Annotated in this window: 15 protein-coding genes; 4 read left to right on the forward strand and 11 right to left on the reverse strand. The window is 66.7% G+C overall.

The window, feature by feature from the left end; all coding sequences use genetic code 11:
• Window position 1 precedes the first annotated feature (1 nt).
• The 8 genes from ribD to sdhC all read right to left on the reverse strand — a co-directional run bounded on the left by ribD (window position 2) and on the right by sdhC (window position 8589).
• A complete protein-coding gene (gene ribD / locus F8O08_RS05155; protein WP_158042753.1) occupies window positions 2–1090 on the reverse strand; it encodes a bifunctional diaminohydroxyphosphoribosylaminopyrimidine deaminase/5-amino-6-(5-phosphoribosylamino)uracil reductase RibD in 1089 nt (362 codons plus the stop codon).
• 177 nt (window positions 1091–1267) lie between these two features.
• A complete protein-coding gene (trpS, locus tag F8O08_RS05160) occupies window positions 1268–2269 on the reverse strand; it encodes a tryptophan--tRNA ligase (RefSeq protein ID WP_158037379.1) in 1002 nt (333 codons plus the stop codon).
• 57 nt (window positions 2270–2326) lie between these two features.
• Window positions 2327–3313: an exodeoxyribonuclease III gene (locus F8O08_RS05165; protein WP_158042754.1), complete on the reverse strand. Its 987-nt coding sequence runs from the start codon at window positions 3311–3313 to the stop codon at window positions 2327–2329.
• 75 nt (window positions 3314–3388) lie between these two features.
• Entirely contained in the window at window positions 3389–4429 is a 1041-nt protein-coding gene (locus F8O08_RS05170; RefSeq protein WP_158042755.1) for a YihY/virulence factor BrkB family protein, read from the reverse strand.
• A gap of 655 nt (window positions 4430–5084) precedes the next feature.
• The gene (locus F8O08_RS05175; protein WP_158032006.1) at window positions 5085–5915 is read right to left on the reverse strand and encodes a succinate dehydrogenase iron-sulfur subunit; all 831 of its coding nucleotides are present in this window, start codon (window positions 5913–5915) and stop codon (window positions 5085–5087) included.
• 2 nt (window positions 5916–5917) lie between these two features.
• A complete protein-coding gene (gene sdhA / locus F8O08_RS05180) occupies window positions 5918–7720 on the reverse strand; it encodes a succinate dehydrogenase flavoprotein subunit (protein ID WP_158037382.1) in 1803 nt (600 codons plus the stop codon).
• Between the two features lie 39 nt (window positions 7721–7759).
• Window positions 7760–8194, reverse strand: coding sequence for a succinate dehydrogenase hydrophobic membrane anchor subunit (locus F8O08_RS05185; protein ID WP_158032004.1), 435 nt, complete (start codon window positions 8192–8194; stop codon window positions 7760–7762).
• A 17-nt stretch (window positions 8195–8211) separates the two neighbouring features.
• On the reverse strand, window positions 8212–8589 hold the full coding sequence (gene sdhC / locus F8O08_RS05190) for a succinate dehydrogenase, cytochrome b556 subunit (RefSeq protein ID WP_225732980.1): 378 nt from the start codon (window positions 8587–8589) through the stop codon (window positions 8212–8214).
• A 211-nt stretch (window positions 8590–8800) separates the two neighbouring features.
• Between sdhC and F8O08_RS05195 the strand changes: the two genes are divergently transcribed.
• Together F8O08_RS05195 and F8O08_RS05200 are read left to right on the forward strand one after the other, a co-directional pair.
• Entirely contained in the window at window positions 8801–9925 is a 1125-nt protein-coding gene (locus F8O08_RS05195; protein ID WP_158042756.1) for a mannose-1-phosphate guanylyltransferase, read from the forward strand.
• 46 nt (window positions 9926–9971) lie between these two features.
• The gene (locus tag F8O08_RS05200; protein WP_158042757.1) at window positions 9972–11123 is read left to right on the forward strand and encodes an adenosine deaminase; all 1152 of its coding nucleotides are present in this window, start codon (window positions 9972–9974) and stop codon (window positions 11121–11123) included.
• A 6-nt stretch (window positions 11124–11129) separates the two neighbouring features.
• On the opposite strand, the gene hrpB is transcribed toward F8O08_RS05200, so the two are convergent.
• The 3 genes from hrpB to F8O08_RS05215 are packed head-to-tail and all read right to left on the reverse strand — an operon-like array spanning window position 11130 to window position 16506.
• The gene (gene hrpB / locus F8O08_RS05205) at window positions 11130–13865 is read right to left on the reverse strand and encodes an ATP-dependent helicase HrpB (protein WP_158042758.1); all 2736 of its coding nucleotides are present in this window, start codon (window positions 13863–13865) and stop codon (window positions 11130–11132) included.
• The gene (locus F8O08_RS05210) at window positions 13862–15637 is read right to left on the reverse strand and encodes a phospho-sugar mutase (RefSeq protein WP_158042759.1); all 1776 of its coding nucleotides are present in this window, start codon (window positions 15635–15637) and stop codon (window positions 13862–13864) included. Before F8O08_RS05210 ends, hrpB begins: the two co-directional genes overlap by 4 nt.
• Window positions 15634–16506, reverse strand: a complete 873-nt coding sequence (locus tag F8O08_RS05215; protein WP_158042760.1) for a purine-nucleoside phosphorylase — start codon at window positions 16504–16506, stop codon at window positions 15634–15636. Before F8O08_RS05215 ends, F8O08_RS05210 begins: the two co-directional genes overlap by 4 nt.
• A gap of 42 nt (window positions 16507–16548) precedes the next feature.
• Between F8O08_RS05215 and F8O08_RS05220 the strand changes: the two genes are divergently transcribed.
• Both F8O08_RS05220 and F8O08_RS05225 read left to right on the forward strand, forming a co-directional pair.
• Window positions 16549–17973, forward strand: a complete 1425-nt coding sequence (locus F8O08_RS05220; protein ID WP_158037388.1) for an NAD(P)H-quinone dehydrogenase — start codon at window positions 16549–16551, stop codon at window positions 17971–17973.
• Window positions 17974–18157: 184 nt separating this feature from the next.
• Complete coding sequence (locus F8O08_RS05225) at window positions 18158–19183, forward strand: LLM class flavin-dependent oxidoreductase (protein ID WP_158037389.1); 1026 nt, start codon at window positions 18158–18160, stop codon at window positions 19181–19183.
• Window positions 19184–19257 lie beyond the last annotated feature (74 nt).

The following is a 19257-nucleotide window of genomic DNA, read 5'->3' on the forward strand; positions in this document are numbered from 1 at the left end:
GCTAACCAAGTGAACCATCGCCTTCTATTCTCGCACGCCACAGTATGTCGCAACCCAGCTGCGTCGTGATGACATCGGTGAGACGCAGCGCGTCGCCGATCCTCCGCACATCGATCTGCTGCACGGCGAGCTTTGGCCCGCCGATCAGCACGGGGGCGCTGTAGACGTGCAGCTCGTCGACCAGCCTGGCACGCAGAAACAGGGATGCTGTGGTGGGCCCGCCTTCGACGATCACGCGGCGCATGGCGTCGTCGCCGTCGAACAGTCTGCCCAACATCTCGATCAGCTCAGAACGCACGCGCGCACCCGGCTGCTCGCGCAGGAATCGCAGGTCGAGCGGAACATCCACCACACGTTCATGGGCGACCCGCAGCTTTGCGCCGAGGTCCGAGCCCGGCTCGGTGCCCAGCACGACGGGAACCGGCTGGTGCGGGCGCAGCGAGCCGTCGGCGAAGCGCGCCGTGAGGGTCGGATCGTCGGCGGCCAGCGTACCGGCGCCGACGATGATGCCGTCGACCTCGCCGCGCACCGCGTGCGCATGGTCCCGAGACTCGGGCGAGGTGATCCACTGTGACGTGCCGTCGGCTGCGGCGGCCCGGCCGTCGAGCGACATGGCGAGTTTCACGATGACCCAGGGACGGCGACGGCGCATCGCGACGAACCAGTCGTGATTGACCTGCTCTGCTTCGTCGTGCAGCACGCCTGAGACCACCTCGATGCCATGAGCGGCCAGACGCTCGGCGCCGTGCGCTGAGGCGTCACCGGGGTCGTCCACGGCATAGACCACGCGTCCGACGCCCGCATCGATGAGCGCCTGGGCGCAGGGGCCGGTGCGTCCGATGTGGTTGCAGGGTTCGAGAGAGACGACGGCCGTCGCGCCGCAGGCCTGCTGTGCGGCCACTTGCGCCAGCGCATCGACCTCGGCGTGCGGCGTGCCTGCGCCATGGTGCCAGCCCTCGGCGAGCGTGGCGCCGTCGGCCGCCAGCAGCACACAGCCCACACGCGGGTTGCCGCCGGCCAGTGGGCCGCGCTGCGCGAGCTCGAGCGCACGGCGCATTGCCGCGCGTTCGGCGGGCAGCGGTTCAGGCATGGTCATCCTCATTTGCAACGACGACGATGTGCAGTCCATTCCGTTTGGCCTGCGGTCGTGTGCGTCACGTCAGAAGCGCGGACTGCCCACGCTCTTCGGTCTGCTGCGGGCGCTTGCGCGCCGAAATCGTCGGGTGCATCAGGAGGCCGAACGGCCAAGTGACACCAGGCGTGCATCTCAGCTGGCGGCCACGAACCCGATGCGGTCGTAGACCTCGGCAAGGGTCTTCGAGGCGATCTCGCCTGCGCGCTCGGCGCCGATGGCGAGGAGGCGATCGAGCTCGGCCGGGTCGTCGAGCAGTTCGAGCGCACGAGTGCGGATCGGCGACAGCGCCTCGACGACGATGTCGGCCAGATCCTTTTTGAGATCGCCGTAGCCGCGTCCTGCGTACTGCTCTTCGAGCTCGGGAATCGACGAGCCGGTGAAGACGGAGTTGATCGCGAGCAGGTTCGAGACACCGGGCTTGTGCTCGCGGTCGAAGCGAATCTCACGGCCGTCGTCGGTCACCGCCGAGCGGATCTTCTTGGCCGTCTTCTTCGGATCGTCGAGCAGGCGGATCAGCCCGGCGTCGCTGGCCGCCGACTTCGACATCTTCGCCGTGGGGTTCTGCAGGTCGAAGACCTTCGCCGTCTCGTCGGGGATGTACCCCTCAGGCAGCGTGAACGTGTCGCCGAAGCGCGAGTTGAAGCGCTGCCCGAGGGTGCGCGTGAGCTCGAGGTGCTGCTTCTGATCGATGCCGACCGGCACCAGATCCGCGTTATAGAGCAGGATGTCAGCCGCCATCAGCACCGGGTAGGTGAACAGACCGACCGACGTGTGGTCGGAGCCCTGTTTCGCCGACTTGTCTTTGAACTGGGTCATTCGGCTGGCCTCGCCGAAGCCGGTGATGCACGCGAGCACCCAGCTGAGCTGGGCGTGCGCGGGCACGTGAGACTGCACGAAGAGCGTCGAGCGCTCAGGGTCGATGCCTGCGGCGATGTACTGAGCCGCCGTGCCCCGAGTGTTGCGGCGCAGCTGCTCAGGGTCCTGGTCGACGGTGATCGCGTGCTGATCGACGACGCAGTAGATGGTGTCGTAGTCGTTCTGCAGGCTCACCCAATTGCGCAGGGCTCCCACATAATTACCGAGATGTAGAGAGTCACTGGAGGGCTGCATGCCCGAGAAGATGCGTTTCACCATGACTCCCAGTGTAGCCCCGAGAATCCGAGGGCAGCTTCGAGCTCGTACAGTGCCCGCTCAGAGCTGGTAGTCGACCACGACCGGCGAGTGATCGGTGAATCGCTGGTCGTACGTCGCCGGGCGATCGACGAAGTAGTGTCTTGCCGCCGCCGCCACCTGAGGTGTCGCCGCCTGATAGTCGATGCGCCAGCCGGCGTCGTTGTCGAAGGCCTGTCCACGCCATGACCACCACGTGTATGGGCCGGGCTGATCACCTGCGGCTGACCGACCGAGGTCGATCCAGCCGAGCCCCTCGCCCAGATCGGTGCCGTCGAGCCGCTGATACCGCTCGTCGGGTCGGCCGAAGAACTGGTCGAAGTAGGCGCGCTCTTGGGGCAGGAACCCCGCACGCTTGAGGTTCGACCGCCAGTTGCGAATGTCGATCTGCTCGTGGCACACATTGAGATCGCCCATGAAGACGGCCCGTTCATGCTCTTTCGGCAGTGCCGCAAGCCGTTCGCTCATCGCCTCGAGCATGCGATACTTCTCGACCTGCTTCGGGGTGTCGACCTCGCCCGAATGCGCATAGACGCTCACCAGCGTGAGCGGTGTGCCGTCGACGTCGAGGTCGACCTCGAGCCAGCGTCCTGAGGCATCGAAGTCGTCGTCGCCGATCTGCGTACGCGTCTCACCGAGCGGCAGTCGTGACACGATGGCGACGCCGGCGCGGCCCTTCTGCGAACACACGTCGTCGGCGATGTGCCAGCCCGGCAACAGCTCGCGCAGCTGGTCACCGGACGCTCTCACCTCTTGCAGGGCGATGACGTCGGGCTGAGCCGCTTCGATCCACGATTCGATGCCCTTGCGGAACGCCGCGCGGATGCCGTTCACGTTGACGGTTGCGACGCGCAGCGCACCAGCGGGCTTCGGCGTCTCAGCGGATGCACGGGTGCGTGCCGCCTGCGTGTTGACGCCCGGCTTGGGCTTCGGCTGCTCGTCGACCGGAGGCGGCGCGATGATCGTCTCGTGCAGGGCGGGGGAGAGTGCAGGCTGCTTCTTGCTCATGACGCCGATTCTAGGCGATGCCTCTGACCCGCATCGGCAGCGCACGGCGACATCGCCGAGGGATCAGCGTGCGCGTCACCGGGCCTCGGTATCGGGCTCGTCGGTCTTGATGGCGGAGTCAGGCACCTCGACCGGCAGCGGACTGTCCACGGCGTGCGGGCCGCGCACGGCATCCTGCAGACGGCTTGCGCCCCAGAAATCGAGATCGCCGTCATGCCGCTCGTTGACCTCGTGGTCTGAGGCGACGACGGCCAGCCAGGCGGCCGCGATGAGCACGGTCTGACTGAGCAGGCTGAACCAGAGCAGCAGACCGACGATGGTCAGAAAGCCGGCGAGCAGCGGGTTCGACCCGCCGCCGATGAGCGACCCGCCGACGGCCTTCAGCAGGGTGGTCGCAACGGCGCCCCAGATGACCACCGGCAGCATGCGCCGCACGGGGATGATCACCTGTGCGAGCACGCGCATGATCACGATGAGGATGATGGCGTCCAGCACCAGAGAGAGCAGCAGTGAGCCGATGGTGACCAGCAGCCACGAGAGCATGCTCTGCTCGCCGAAGCCGAGCAGCGCGGAGATGCGCCGGCCCAGACCCGAACTGACGGTGGAGGCGAGAGCCGAGATGATGACGAGCAGACCGAACCCGACCAGCAGGCCCAGATCGCGCAGTTGCGCCACGACCGGCTGCTGGGGCAGAGGAGAGCGGCCGAACTGGGCGCGCACGCCTGTGCGTACGGCCCCGAGCCAGCCGAAGAGAGTGAAAATCAGCGAGACGAGGGCGACGGCGCCGGTCCAGGACAGTGTGGAAGGCACGCCCTGCAGCGTCTCTGGACTGATGGCGCCGCCCTCGCCGGTGTCGATGAGACCGGGCACTGACTTGGCCAGGTAGTCGACGAGAGCGTCCCAGACGGTCTCGGAGCGAGCGATGAAAAGGCCGATGACGCTGAAGAGCGTCCAGACGCCGGCGAATGCGGCGAACAGTGAGCTGTAGCTCATGCCGCCGGCGAGGACGGGGCCGCCGCGCGAGGTGTAGTGCGCCATCACACGTGCCGGTCTGGTCTGCATCGCCCAAGCGATGAGACCTTGGACCGTGCTGACCGGTTTCTGTTGGGCGCTCATGGGTCAATGGTATCTGCAGACGCCGCGGGGTCGGTGGCGCCGACGCTCTGGAGCCGGCGCTCTGGGTCCGGCCCATGCCACGGCACATGCCGCTCTCCAGGATCGAGTCATGGCAGATGTCGTTCAGGTGCTTCGAGACATGGAACTTGGCATGTCTGGATGTCTCTGGGCGTCATTTGCGCCGACTCGAGGTGCAGAAGTGGTGTGTTGTGGGGAGAGGGGGTGAGAAGCATGTGGGGGAGGCTAGGAGGGAGGAGAAGTGTGTCGGGGGGGGTGAGGGAGGGGGAGAAGTGTGTCGGGGATGAGGGGGCAGAGACAGAAACGTGTTGGGGAGGCGAGGATGAGGGTGTGAGGAGCGTGTCGGGGGGGGAAGAGAGAAGCGTGCCGGGTCGAGGAATGCCACAAGGCCAATGCCGGACCGAGCGATGCCCGAGCCGCAGAGGTCAGATTCGCCGGAGGAACGAAGAACCGCCGCGCTCCGACTCAGCGAGTCAGAACCGGCGGTTCTCGTGCCGTGACAACTGTGCGGCTGTCGAAACGTTGGACAGCTGCTCACGAACGGCTGCACACGATCGGGTGCACACGAACAGCGGCACACGAACAGCCGGGACCGCGGCGGTACTGCAGCGCGCGAGCCGTTCAGCCGATCGCTAGATCAGCGGTGGCCGCGAATGGCCGCCTGCTTGACCTCGGCGATCGCCTTCGTGATCTGGATGCCACGCGGGCAGGCCTCGGTGCAGTTGAAGGTCGTGCGGCAGCGCCACACGCCCTCTTTGTCGTTGAGGATGTCCAGACGCACCTGCGACTCGTCGTCACGTGAGTCGAAGATGAACCGGTGCGCGTTCACGATGGCAGCGGGGCCGAAGTACTGACCGTCGGTCCAGAAGACCGGGCAGCTGGTGGTGCAGGCTGCGCAGAGGATGCATTTGGTCGTATCGTCGAAGATCTCGCGATCCTTGATCGTCTGCAGCCGCTCACGGCCTTCCGCAGGCTCCGAATGGGCCTGAAGGAAAGGCTGCACGTCACGGTAGGCCTTGAAGAAGGGCTCCATGTCGACGACGAGGTCTTTCTCAAGAGGCAGGCCCTTGATGGCCTCGACGTAGATCGGCTTGTCGATGTCAAGGTCTTTGATCAGCGTCTTGCAGGCCAACCGGTTGCGGCCGTTGATGCGCATGGCGTCAGAGCCGCAGATGCCGTGTGCGCAGGAGCGACGGAACGTCAGCGAGCCGTCCTGCTCCCACTTGATCTTGTGCAGCGCGTCGAGCACGCGATCGGTCGAGTACATCTCGACGTCGAACGACTCCCAGCGGGGCTCGGTGTCGACATCGGGATCGAAACGCCGGATGTTGAACGTGACGGTGAACGGCTTCACCGATGCGTCGTGTGCTGACGGAGCGTGCTTCGACCGGTCGGCAGCATCGGCGCTGTACGACTCGGCGTGTGCCTTCGAAGTGACGTTCTCAGTGGTCGCGGCAGCAGTCGCCATGATCAGTACTTCCTCTCCTTGGGCTCATACCGGGTGAGCACGACAGGCTTCCACCCCAGCGTGATGTGCGAGCCGGGCTCGCCTTCGTTGGGGTCACCTGTCAGGTAGGCCATCGTGTGCTTGAGGTATGTGGCGTCGTCGCGCTTGGGATAGTCGTCGCGCATGTGGCCGCCGCGGCTCTCCTTGCGGTTCAGCGCGGCTGCGATCAGCACCTCGGCAAGATCGAGCAGGAACCCGAGCTCGACGCCTTCGAGCAGGTCGGTGTTGAAGCGGCGACCGTGGTCGTGGATGCTGATGTGCTGGTAGCGCCTGCGCAGAGCTCGCACATCGTTGGCGGCCTGAGTCAGCGTCTCTTCGGTGCGGAACACCTGCGCGTTGGTGTCCATGGTCTCTTGCAGCTCTTTGCGGATCTGCGCGAGCGACTCGCCGCCGTCGTTGTTGCGGATGCCGTCGAGCAGATCGATGACGCCCTGCTCGGGTGCCTCGGGCAGCGGAACGAACTCCGCCTCACGAGAGTACTTGACCGCCTGACGACCGGCACGTTTGCCGAACACGTTGATGTCGAGCAACGAGTTGGTGCCCAGTCGGTTCGCACCGTGCACCGAGACGCACGCGCACTCGCCGGCCGCGTAGAGGCCGGGCACGATGTCTTTGATCGTGCGCAGCACCTCGCCGTTGTTGTTGGTGGGGATGCCGCCCATGGCATAGTGCGCTGTCGGATAGACCGGCACGGGCTCGACGACTGGGTCGACGCCGAGATAGGTGCGGGCGAACTCAGTGATGTCGGGAAGCTTGGTCTCGAGCACCTCGGCACCCAGATGGGTGCAGTCGAGCAGCACGTAGTCTTTGTTCGGGCCGACGCCGCGGCCCTCCTGAACCTCCTGCACCATGCATCGGGCGACGATGTCGCGAGGTGCGAGGTCTTTGATGGTCGGCGCGTACCGCTCCATGAATCGCTCACCATTTGCGTTTCGCAGAATGGCGCCTTCGCCACGGGCACCCTCGGTGAGCAGGATGCCCAGACCGGCGAGGCCGGTCGGATGGAACTGGAAGAACTCGATGTCTTCAAGGGGCAGGTGCTGACGCCAGATGATGCCGACGCCGTCGCCGGTGAGCGTGTGAGCGTTCGACGTGGTCTTGAACATCTTGCCAAAGCCGCCGGTCGCGAAGACGATCGACTTGCCCTGGAAGACGTGAATGTCGCCGGTGGCCAGCTCGTACGCGATGACCGCTGCAGGGCGGCGTTCGCCGTCGATCTCGGTGAAGACCAGATCAAGTGCGTAGTACTCGTTGTAGAACTGGATGCCGAGCTTGACGCAGTTCTGGTAGAGGGTCTGCAGAATCATGTGGCCGGTGCGGTCTGCGGCGTAGCACGAGCGACGAACGGGTGCCTTGCCGTGCTCGCGGGTGTGGCCTCCGAATCGGCGCTGAGCGATCTTGCCGTCTTCGGTGCGGTTGAACGGCAGACCCATGTTCTCGAGGTCGATGACTGCGTCGATGGCCTCTTTGGCCAGAATCTCGACGGCATCCTGATCAGCGAGGAAGTCGCCGCCCTTGACCGTGTCGTAGGTGTGCCACTCCCATGAGTCCTCTTCGAGGTTCGAGAGAGCTGCAGCCATGCCGCCCTGAGCCGCACCCGTGTGCGAACGAGTGGGGTAGAGCTTGGTGATCACGGCGGTGTCGGCATGGGGGCCGGCCTCGATCGCAGCGCGCATGCCGGCGCCGCCGGCACCGACGATGATCACATCATGCTGGTGGTAGTGAACGGTGTAGTCGCCGTTCTTGGTCGTTGAGGTCTCAGTCATCTCAGTCTTTCATCGCCTTTGACTCGGCGCCGTCAGGCGTCACTTCGTGCAGAACTGCTGCCAGTCTGCGTTCAGGTTGGGGTCGGCGCAGGGGTCGAAGCCGAAGACGACCCAGGTGCCGAGAATGATCAGCACGCCGGCTGCCGCGAAGATCGCGATGCGCAGGCCTTTGGCCACCCGCTGGTTCTCGACGTAGTCATTGACGATCGTGCGCATGCCGTTCGCGCCGTGCAGCAGCGCGAGCCAGAGCATGAGGATGTCCCAGACCTGCCAGAACGGATTGGCCAGCTTTCCGGCGACGAAGCCCCAGTCGACCTGGTGAATGCCGTCGCCGGTGAGCAGATTGAAGTACAGATGCCCGAAGATGAGCACGACGAGCAGAACACCCGAACCGCGCATGAAGAGCCAGGCGAACTTCTCGCGGTTCGAGCGCTTGTGAGGTGCGCGGGCGGGTTTTTCGATGGTGACGGTCATTGTCGTTCAGCCCTTCCCTAGAACCCGAACACGTGTGACAGGTGCTGTGGCACGAAGAAGATCATCAGCACAAGCCAGACGAGCATCACACCGTAGAAGAGTCCGCGCTGATGCTTCGTGCCCTGCGACCAGAAGTCGATGAGGATGACACGCAGGCCGTTGAGCGCGTGAAATGCGATCGCGGCGACCAGTGCGACCTCGCCCACGCCCATCAGAGGATTCTTGTAGGTGCCGATGACCGCGTTGTAGGCCTCGGGAGAGAGGCGAATGAGCGCGGTGTCGAGAATGTGCACCAGCAGGAAGAAGAAGATGGCCACGCCGGTGATGCGGTGGAAAACCCAGGACCACATGCCTTCTCGGCCACGGTACAGAGTACCGGCTGGTTTCGGTGACACGAACAACCCTCCTTGGTTGAGTACGCCCGGCAACAGAAACCTATCGGACGCTGACTGTGTTGTGGCAAGTCTAGACCCGGCGTGCATTCGCATATCAGTAAGGTCTGCCTAAGCAAGCGGCAGGATCATGGACGCCGAGCCGATTTCTCCGACATCTGTCTTCGCGGTGCCAGTCTACGTCGAGCCGGGAGGGCTCTGGTAGCCTGAGGGCATGTCTGCATCTGCCGCTGACCACGTGTATGCGATTATCCCGGCGGGAGGTGTCGGTTCCCGTCTGTGGCCTCTCTCTCGGGCGAAAGAGCCCAAATTCCTCCTCGATCTCACCGGATCGGGCCATTCCCTGCTGCGGTCGACTTGGGATCGCATCGTCCCGCTGATCGGCAGCGACCACATCATGGTGGTGACGGGTGCCGCGCACCGGGCCTCGGTCGTCAGCCAGCTGCCCGATCTCGACGGCGACAACCTGGTGCTCGAGAGTGAGCCTCGTGACTCGACCGCGGCGATCTGTCTGGCGGCTGCCCTGATCGCCCGCCGAGACCCAGACGCCATCGTGGCCTCGTTCCCCGCCGACCACTTCATCGGCGATGAGCGAGCCTTCCGCGAGGTCGTCACCGAGGCCGCGCAGGTCGCAGCGACCGGCCGGCTGGTGACGATCGGCATCACCCCGACCTCGCCCTCGACCGGCTTCGGGTACATACGCACCGACGGCACTCTTGACCCGGACGGCTCGCAGGGGCTGCCGAAGAGCGCACGGGCGGTCACCAGCTTCGTCGAGAAGCCCAAGGCCAGCGTCGCTCGGGAGTACGTCGCCAGTGGCGAGTATCTGTGGAACGCGGGCATGTTCGTGGCACGCGCGGTCAACCTCATGGGCTGGCTGCGCGAGAGCGAGCCCGAGCTCGCCGCCGGCATCGACCGCATCGCCGACGCCTGGGGCACTCCCGCCGTCTACGAAGTGAAGGCCAAGACCTGGCCGAAGCTCAAGAAGATCGCAATCGACTACGCCATCGCCGAGCCGGTCGCTGCAGCGGGTCAGGTCGCGGTGATCCCGGGTGACTTCGACTGGGATGACGTGGGCGACTTCTCTGCGGTGGCCCGGCAGGTGCGCAAGCGCAACCCCGGCAACCTTGCCATTCTCGGCGAGGCGAGCGTGCTCTCCGAGTCGAGCACCGGTGTGCTGGTCAGCGAGACGGATCGGCTGATCGCGATCATCGGGGTGCAGGATCTTGTCGTCGTCGACACCGAAGACGTGCTCATGATCACCACCAGCGATCATGCCCAGCGTGTGAAAGAGATGGTGAACATGGTGCGTCAGACGGGAAACGAGAATCTGCTCTGAGCGCTTCGGCGGCTGATGGCATCGTCGGCTCCGCTAGAGTTGGCGCATGAGCGCTGAGCACGATTCCGCAGAAGACCGAATCCTCGATGACGACACCCTCGATCTGACCCTCGAAGGGGCCGATCTGGTCGAGGTTCCCAAGATCAGCCTGCACGACCATCTCGATGGAGGACTGCGCCCTGAGACCATCGTCGAACTGGCCGACCAGGCCGGTCTCGAGCTGCCGGTCGACGATCCCGAAGAGCTCGGGGACTGGTTCGCCGACAGCGCCGACTCCGGCGACCTCATCACCTACCTCAAGACCTTCGACCAGACCGTCGGCGTCATGCAGACCGCCGACTCGCTGGCCCGGGTCGCCCGTGAGTTCGTCGAAGACTCGGTCGACGACGGCATCATCTACGTCGAGGCGCGGTGGGCTCCCGAACAGCACCTCGCTGGCGGTCTCACCCCTGAGGCAGCGGTTGAGGCGGTCGCCGCCGGGTTCGAAGAGGGCATGCGAGACGCCGCCGAGCGCGGCTGCCAGATCGAGGCCAACCAGATCGTGACCGCGCTGCGTCACAATGATCGCTCGCTTGAGATGGCCAAGCTCGCAGTGCGCTATCGGGATGCCGGCGTGGTCGGGTTCGACCTGGCCGGCCCCGAGAAGGGCTTTCTGCCGTCTCGTCACCAAGAGGCCCTCGACTATCTGGCGCGCAGCTTCTTTCCGACCACGGTGCATGCCGGCGAGGCTGACGGCCTCGACTCCATCGTGTCGGCCCTCATCGACGGCCGTGCGCTGCGTCTCGGCCATGGCACGCATCTCGTCGACGACATCCAGCTGATCGACGAAGGCGACGACTCCGACGAGGTGCTCGCCGTGCTCGGCGACGTCGCCGCATGGGTGCGCGATCGCGGCATCGTGCTCGAGACGAACCCGTCGTCGAATCTGCAGACCGGTGCCTTCGCCGGCCCGTTCGACGAGCATCCGCTCGACCTGCTCTACCAGCTCGACTTCCGAGTGACCGTGAACGTCGATAACCGGCTGCAGTCGAACACCACGCTGACCGAGGAGTTCGCACGCGTGGCGCAGGCTTTCGACTATGGTCTGGACGATCTGGCCGTACTGACGCTCAACGCAGCCGAAGGCTCCTTCCTGCCTGCCACCGATCGTCAGGATCTTGCCGATCGCGTGATCGCGTTCTACGACGACCTCGACTGACCTCGGTCAGCGTCGCGGGGTTCGTTTGACGCCTCGCGTCGCCTTCGCTGTGGTCGGGTCTTCTGGCCATGGGTGCTTCGGGTATCGGCCGCGCATCTCGGCGCGCACCTGTCGGTAGCCGTCGTGCCAGAACGACGCCAGATCCATCGTCACTGCGAGCGGTCGACCGGCGGGTGAGAGCAGCTGCAGCTGTACGGGCACTCGGCCGTCGACCAGATGCGGTACCTGCTGCCAGCCGAAGCACTCCTGCAGCTTCACCGCGAGCACCGGCGGCGCATCGTCATCCGACGGGTAGTGCACTCGAACCCGTGACCCAGACGGCACTTCGAGGCGTTCCGGCACCAGCGCATCCAGTCGCGACGCGTCAGGCCAGGGCAGCAGTCGACGCAGCGCGGACGCCAGGTCGAGCCCGGCTGTCGCGGTTCCAGCCGCAAGCCGCTCGATCTCTGGAGCGAGCCAGTCATCAAGACGACCGCTGAGGGCAGCGTCATCGACGGCCGGCCAGGGGTCGCCCAGCTCACGATGCAGCATGTGCAGGCGGTCGCGCAGGTCGCTCGCTGCCTGAGACCAATGCAGCGAGGCCAAGCCGTCTGCGGTGGCGAGCAGGCTGCGCACCTGAGCACGCGCATCGGCCGCGGCCAGACGTGCGGGCGCCCGTGAGAGCTCGATCGCTCCCAGCCGGCGCACCCGCCGGGCGCTGAGCCGGCCGTCTCGCCACTCGCTCTCGACCGTGTCTTCGATGAGACCTGCGCCGACGACGAGAGCTGCGTCGACGGTCAGCGGTGCAGCGGCACGAATCATGGCCCCAGAGCCCTCGCCGGTTCGCGCGACGCTCACTTCGCTGACGGCCAACCACTGCGACCCGCGCAGTGCTGAGCCGCGGGGCAGCACGGCACCGGTGCCTGAGGCAAGCTGATAGCTCAGCCCGGAGTCGCTGGGCCCAGAGTTGCTGGGCCCAGAGTCGCTGGATCGCAGGCGAGCCAGGCGCTCCGGGTATGCGAGTCCAGCGATCGCCGCGATCACCCCGTCGGCGTCGACCGACGAGTGACTCACCCCGCTTCTCGAGGTGCTGCTGTGATCGGGCATGAGCGCGACGAGGCGGCGCACATCCTGCTGCCACCGGTGCGCTGCTGCAGGCGAGACGGCGGCATCGGCCTGGCTGTGTGAGCCCTCGGTGCTGCCTGCACGTCGAGATCGGTGCCCGCCGCGGTGCCCGCCACGACGCAGCTCGTGCAGCAGCGCAGGCAAGTCGCCTCCGGGAGCCCGTGCGTCCGATTCGATGGCCGCCACTGCCTCGGCTGCCAGCGTCACAGCTGACCGGCGATCACCGTCGATCAGCGCGGCGCCGTCGATCAGCGCGCGTGCCAGTCTCGGGTGCACCGGCATCCGAGCGATCAGCCGTCCGAGGTCGGTGACACGCCATCGCATCGTCCTGCCGCTCTCAGGCGCGATCGCACCCAGCCGAACCAGCGTGCGCTGGGCGAGCTCGAGCGACGCCCGCGGCGGGGCATCAGGCAGCGCGAGCTCTTGAGCATCGGGGTCGCCCCAGAGCGTCAGCATGAGAGCTGCCTCGGTGAGGTCCGCAGTGGTGATCGCCGGGCGTGCCTGTGCGGGAGCCGACGCGAACTCGGCCTCGCTGTAGCAGCGCACGACTGTGCCGGGGCCCAGACGGGCGGCACGACCGGCGCGCTGCGTCGCCGCCGCGCTCGACACCGGAACGGTCACCAGGCCGGACATCTCGCGCATCGCATCGAGCCGGGGCTCGCGCGCGAGGCCGGCGTCGACGACGGTGTGCACGCCGGGCACGGTCAGCGACGTCTCGGCGATCGAGGTCGACACGATCACTCGGCGTTCGTGCGTGCCCAAGGGAGCGAGCGCCGCTCGCTGCGCCGACGCGGGCAGCGAACCGTGCAGCGGCAGGGCAGTGACTCCGGAATCGCGCAGGCGGGCGACCACAGCGTCCACCTCACGGCGGCCCGGAAGAAAAGCCAGCACGGTGCCCTCAGCCTGCTCGCGCGACTTGGCAGCCACGACCGTGGCGACGTGTCGCAGAAAACCGGGAGTGACGCCGCGGGCGTCGAGTCGTTGGGTGCCGACGGGCGCCGGCCGCCATTCCACCGTGAGCGGGTGCAGGGGCACCTCTGCGGTGAGCACCGGCGCAGCGTCGCCGAGCAGCGAACTCCAGCGTTGTGTGTCGAGCGTCGCCGACATGACGATCAGAGCGAGATCGCCGCGCAGCAGGGCCACTTCGCGGAGCATGGCGAAGAGCAGATCGGCGTCGAGGTCGCGTTCGTGCACCTCGTCGAGCACGACGGCATCGACTCCTGCGAGCTCGGGGTCGGCAGTCAGGCGACGCAGCAGCAGACCTGTGGTGACGAACTCCACCTGCGTCTGCGGGCCGATGTGGTGTTCGCCGCGCACGGCATAGCCGACCGCGTCACCGATACGAGTGCGGCTGAGGTCGGCGAGCCGTTCGGCTGCGGAGCGCGCGGCGAGTCGGCGTGGCTCGGTGACGATGACCCGTCCGGTGACCGCGTTCGCCACTGCGGGTGGTACGACCGTCGTCTTGCCTGATCCCGGTGGAGCCTGCACGACGGCGAACGCCGGACGACGAGTGGTCTGCGTGAGCACGTCGTGCAGTCGAGGCACCAAGGATGCCGCGGGAAGCCCGGCGCCGATAGCTGCCAGGTCGAAGACGGCCTGCCGCGCTTCGCCAGCGGCGGGCGCGGCAGAAGACGTCATCCCAGTTGCAGACGCTTCTGCCACCAGTCGCGCAGATCGGCGAGCTTCGCCGCGTTCTCAGCCGCTGCTGCGGCCGGATCAGGCAGACTGCTCGAGACGTCGAGATAGATCTTGAGCTTCGGCTCGGTGCCCGAGGGGCGCACGATGACCCGCGAGCCGTCGGCGAGCGAGTAGCGCAGGATGTCTGCCGGGGGCAGCCCGTCGATGCCGTGCAGCAGGTCGTCGTGAGCGACGACGTCGAGACCGGCGATCGTGGTGAGCGGTTCGGCGCGCAGGGCGGCAGTCGCCTGTGCGATGAGCGAGCGGTCGGCGACGCGAATGGCCACCTGGTCGCTCGCTGCCGAGCCATAGTCGGCAGCGATGCGCTGGAGAGCCTGCGCGACGGTGTGGCCCTCGCTTTTCAGCCGCGCGGCCAGCAGCAGGAACAGAGCGGCGGCGGAGATGCCATCCTTGTCGCGGACGAGCTCCGGATCGACGAGGTAGCCGAGCGCCTCTTCGTACCCGAAGATCAGCCCGGGCACACGGTTCACATACTTGAAGCCGGTGAGCGTCTCGACGTGCTCGATGCCGTAGTGCTCGGCGATGCGGCCGAGCAGCGGGCTGGACACCAGCGAGGCGGCGAGCGCACCCGGAGTGCCGGGGCGGTGCTCGCTGGCGATCAGATCGCCGAGCAGCCAGCCGACCTCGTTGCCGGTGAGGCGACGCCAGCCGCTCTCGGACGCATCGTCTGGAATGGCCACAGCCAGTCGGTCGGCGTCGGGATCGTTGGCGATGATGAGATCGGCCCCGGTCTTGCGGGCCAGTGCGAACGAGAGGTCGAGCGCGCCGGGCTCCTCGGGGTTCGGGAACGCGACGGTGGGAAACTCGGGATCCGGCGCGATCTGCTCTGTGACCGTCGCCGGTGCCGGAATGCCCAGCGTCTCGAAGAGTCGTGCGGCGACCTCCCAGCCCACACCGTGCATGGCGGTGTAGACGAAGCTGAGCCCGTCGGCAGAGGCCTGGGGTGCCCGTTGAGCGACTGCCGCCGCGGTCTCGGTGACGTAGGCGTCGATGACGTCTTCGCCCAGTACCCGATAGGCCTGCGATCGGGGCAGCTGGTCGACGGTGAAGTCCTGGGCGATCTGGTCGATGTGTGCAGCGATCAGCTGATCGGCAGGGCTGATGATCTGTGACCCGGCGTCGATACCGCCGAGATACACCTTGTAGCCGTTGTCGGCGCCGGGATTGTGGCTGGCCGTCACCATCACGGCGGCCGAGGCGTCGAGGTGGCGCAGCACGAACGCGGTGACCGGGGTGGGCAGGTTGCGCGGCAGCAGCAGCGCGTCGACGCCGGCGGCCTGTGCGAGCTCGGCGGTGTCGCGAGCGAAGATCTCGGAGTTGTGGCGACCGTCGTAGCCGATGACCAGCGTCGGGCGTTCGTCGCCGGCGTGCTCGACCAGGTATGAGGCGAGGCCGGCGGCGGCCTGCGAAACGAGCACGCGGTTCATGCGGGCGGGGCCGGGGCCCATCTCGCCGCGCAGCCCGGCGGTGCCGAAGGCGAGGCGCTCGTCGAACTCGCTGTGCAGGGTGCTCAGTGCCTGCTCGTCGCCCCTGCGTGCCAGGTCGATCTGGTCGTCGAGCAGCTTCGAGGTCTTCGGGTCTGGGTCTTGGTCACGCCACTGCTCGGCCTGAGCGACCAGAGCGGCAAGCTGCTCAAGCTCTGCGGCGTCGCCGGGTTCTCGACCCGACGCGTCGGCGTGCGTGTTCCCCTGGGCGTTGGCGGTATCGGTCATACGATGTTCTCCAGTATCTCGGCAAGCAGTTCGGTGAGCTGTGGCGCTGCATCGCGGCCAGCCTGAATGACCTCGGCATGGCTCAGCGGCTGGGCAGAGACCCCCGCAGCGGCGTTCGTCACCAAAGACAAGCCTAGAACCTCGAGGCCCAAGGCGCGAGCTGCGATCGCTTCGAGGGCGGTCGACATGCCCACCAGATCGGCTCCGATCGCCCGCGCCATGCGCACCTCGGCCGGGGTTTCGTACTGTGGGCCGCGAAACTGGGCATAGACGCCTTCGCGCATCTGCGGATGCCGCTCGCGCACCGCGGCGCGGAGCCGGGGGGAGTACACGTCGGTCATGTCAACGAAGGTCGGGCCACTCAGCGGTGAGGTGCCGGTGAGGTTGACATGGTCGCTGATCAGCACCGGACTGCCGGGAGCGAGCGACGGGTCGACCCCTCCACAGCCGTTGGTCAGCACGATCGAACCCGCCCCGAGCGCGGCGGCGGTGTGCACGCCGTGCACCACGGCATCCACACCACGCCCCTCGTAGAGATGCGTGCGCGCGGCGATCAGCAGCACACGACGACCTGAGGCGGTCTGCACGATCAGCAGCGTGCCGGCATGGCCGGGCACGCCCGACACATGAAAGCCGGGCACCTCGGCCGCGGGCAGCGTCGCGAGGGTGGTGCCGAGACGGTCGGCGGATGCTCCCCAGCCCGATCCGAGCACCACGGCGCGATCGATGCCCGAGACGCCGGAGCGCCGCCTGATCGTATCGGCCGCCTGCTGTGCGAGCGGTGTGGGTGTGCGTCCGGAGGCCGCGGGTGCATAATGTGCAGGCGTGGCGGTCTCTGATGGGCCATCTGGAGTGGCAGAAGCTGTCATACTGATAAAGATAGGCAACTCTGCAGAGGGAGAACACCGCACATGGCATACGAGTTCGGCGACAAGCACGATCTGGTGGTCATCGGAGGAGGGCCTGGCGGTTACGAGGCTGCGCTGACCGGCGCCCAGCTCGGAGCCAATGTCACCCTCGTCGAACGTCATGGAGTCGGCGGCTCTGCCGTGCTCACCGATGTCGTGCCCTCGAAGGCGCTGATCGCGGTGGCCGAGGCGACGACGCAGGTCGCCAACGCACAGCGTCTGGGCGTGCAGATCTTCGCGCCGGGCAGCGACGAGCCGATCGCTCCCGACTACCGCATCGACCTCAAGACGGTGAACCGTCGACTGCTCGATCTGGCCCGACAGCAGTCGGCCGATATGGCGGCGGCCCTCGAGAAGCAGGGCGTGCGTATCGTCAAGGGCACGGGGCGGCTGCTAAATCATCACGCCATCGCGGCAGATCTCACCAACGGGGAGGTCAGTGAGTTCCACGCCGACACCACGGTCATCTCTGTGGGTGCGCATCCTCGCAAGCTGCCGAGTGCGATGCCAGACGGCGAGCGCATCCTCACCTGGACTCAGCTGTATCAGCTCGAAGAGCTGCCGCAGCACCTGATCGTCGTCGGCTCCGGTGTGACCGGTGCCGAGTTCGCCAGCGCGTTCCGCCACCTGGGCAGCGAGGTCACGCTGATCTCGAGCCGCGACCGCGTGCTGCCCGGACAGGACGAAGACGCCGCACGCGTGATCGAAGAGGTGTTCCTGCGCGAGGGGATGAACGTGCTCTCGAAGTCTCGCGCCGAGAGCGTGGTGCGCGAAGGCGACGAGGTCATCGCCACGCTCAGCGACGGCAGCACGGTGGTCGGCAGCCACTGTCTGATGGCGGTCGGGTCGATTCCGAACACGGCCGGGCTGGGGCTTGAGGGTGCCCGGGTGCAGACGACGGCATCCGGCCATATCAAGGTCAACCGTGTCGCGCGCACCTCAGTGCCCGAGATCTACGCCGCCGGAGACTGCACCGACTTCTTCCCCCTGGCCAGCGTGGCGAACATGCAGGGCCGAACCGCGGTGTTCCACGCGCTCGGCGACGCGGCGCAGCCGATCAAGCTGCGCAACGTGGCCTCGAACATCTTCACCGCGCCCGAGATCGCCTCGGTCGGCTGGTCGCAGTCGCAGATCGAGGAGGGCCTCGCACAGGGCGTCATCTACAAGTACCCGCTCGCCGAGAACCCGCGCGCGAAGATGCAGAACATCAGCGACGGGTTCGTCAAGCTCTTCGCCCGCACGCAGTCGGGCACGGTCATCGGCGGCGTCGTCGTTGCGCCCAAAGCCAGCGAGCTGATCTTCCCGCTCGCACTTGCGGTCGAGCAGCGGCTGACCGTCGACCAGGTCGCCAACGCCTTCGCGGTCTACCCCTCGCTGTCGGGAGCGATCACCGATGCGGCGCGGGCGCTGCACATGCTGAAGGGCTGATTCGCGAGGCTGCGCGGAGAGCGGGCTGCGGTGCCCTGCAGGCGTGTGCAGCACTGGTGCGGGGGATCGGCCGTGTGGCTCGGCGGGCTCCTGCAGTCGATCCCGTTCGGCCAGCCAACCGAACGTCATCGGCGGTTCGCATCCTGTTGGGAATGGCCTCGGGCCGAATTTGTTGTAGCTTCATGTGAAAAATATCGCATTCCTGTCATTCGGGCATTGGCAGAACTCCATTCATTCGCCCGTGCGCACCGGCGGCGACGCGCTGCTGCAGTCGATCGATCTGGCTGTGGCCGCCGAAGAGATCGGCGTCGACGGCGCGTACTTCCGCGTTCACCACTTCGCTCAGCAGCTGGGGTCTCCGTACCCGCTGCTGGCCGCGATCGGCGCGCGCACCTCGCGCATCGAGATCGGCACCGGCGTCATCGACATGCGCTATGAGAACCCGCTCGCAATGGCAGAGAACGCCGGCGCGGCCGACCTCATCGCAGCGGGCAGACTGCAGCTGGGCGTCAGCCGTGGGTCACCTGAGCAGGTGATCGACGGGTTCCGGCACTTCGGCTATCAGCCGGAGGCACATGACCCCGACGGCGCTGAGATGGCGCGGGAGCACACCGCTCGTTTCCTGGAGGTGATCCAGGGCGAGGGCTTCGCCGAGCCGAACCCCCGGCCGATGTTTCCGAATCCGCCGGGCCTGCTGCGTGTCGAACCGTACTCGCCGGGCCTGCGCGATCGCATCTGGTGGGGTGCCGGTTCCCGGGCGACCGCGGAGTGGACGGCGCGTCAGGGCATGAACCTGATGAGCTCCACGCTGCTCACCGAAGACACCGGTGTGCCGTTGAGCGTGCTGCAGGCGGAGCAGATCCGTCTCTTCCGCGCGGCGTGGAAGGAAGCGGGATGGGACCGCGAGCCTCGAGTGAGCGTCAGCCGCAGCATCATGCCGATCACCTCTGACCTCGATCGGCAGCTGTGGGCGGGTCGCGACGAGAGCCATGACACGGTCGGCTGGATCGACTCGAAGACCGTGGCTCGGTTCGGGCGCAGCTATGCAGACGAGCCCGATCGTCTGGTCGAGCAGCTGGCGCAGGATGAGGCCGTCGCCGAGGCCGACACGGTGACGCTGACCGTGCCCAGCACGCTGGGCGTCGAGTACAATGCGCATCTGCTGCGCAGCGTCGTTGAAGACGTCGCACCCGGGCTCGGCTGGCGCTGAGGTCGGCTGGCTACGGGTTCGGCTGGCGGCGAGAGGGATGTCACGCGTGCGCGGATCCGCTAGCTTCGACACCG

The sequence above is a fragment of the Pseudoclavibacter sp. CFCC 13611 genome, assembly GCF_008831225.1.
Classification (GTDB): domain Bacteria; phylum Actinomycetota; class Actinomycetes; order Actinomycetales; family Microbacteriaceae; genus Pseudoclavibacter_A.

Coding starts and splice junctions, on each gene's coding strand:
- ribD (WP_158042753.1), bottom strand. CDS start 1,090: ATGCCTGAACCGCTGCCCGCCGAACGCGCGGCAATGCGCCGTGCGCTC.
- trpS (WP_158037379.1), bottom strand. CDS start 2,269: ATGGTGAAACGCATCTTCTCGGGCATGCAGCCCTCCAGTGACTCTCTA.
- F8O08_RS05165 (WP_158042754.1), bottom strand. CDS start 3,313: ATGAGCAAGAAGCAGCCTGCACTCTCCCCCGCCCTGCACGAGACGATC.
- F8O08_RS05170 (WP_158042755.1), bottom strand. CDS start 4,429: ATGAGCGCCCAACAGAAACCGGTCAGCACGGTCCAAGGTCTCATCGCT.
- F8O08_RS05175 (WP_158032006.1), bottom strand. CDS start 5,915: ATGGCGACTGCTGCCGCGACCACTGAGAACGTCACTTCGAAGGCACAC.
- sdhA (WP_158037382.1), bottom strand. CDS start 7,720: ATGACTGAGACCTCAACGACCAAGAACGGCGACTACACCGTTCACTAC.
- F8O08_RS05185 (WP_158032004.1), bottom strand. CDS start 8,194: ATGACCGTCACCATCGAAAAACCCGCCCGCGCACCTCACAAGCGCTCG.
- F8O08_RS05195 (WP_158042756.1), top strand. CDS start 8,801: ATGTCTGCATCTGCCGCTGACCACGTGTATGCGATTATCCCGGCGGGA.
- F8O08_RS05200 (WP_158042757.1), top strand. CDS start 9,972: ATGAGCGCTGAGCACGATTCCGCAGAAGACCGAATCCTCGATGACGAC.
- hrpB (WP_158042758.1), bottom strand. CDS start 13,865: ATGACGTCTTCTGCCGCGCCCGCCGCTGGCGAAGCGCGGCAGGCCGTC.
- F8O08_RS05210 (WP_158042759.1), bottom strand. CDS start 15,637: ATGACCGATACCGCCAACGCCCAGGGGAACACGCACGCCGACGCGTCG.
- F8O08_RS05215 (WP_158042760.1), bottom strand. CDS start 16,506: ATGACAGCTTCTGCCACTCCAGATGGCCCATCAGAGACCGCCACGCCT.
- F8O08_RS05220 (WP_158037388.1), top strand. CDS start 16,549: ATGGCATACGAGTTCGGCGACAAGCACGATCTGGTGGTCATCGGAGGA.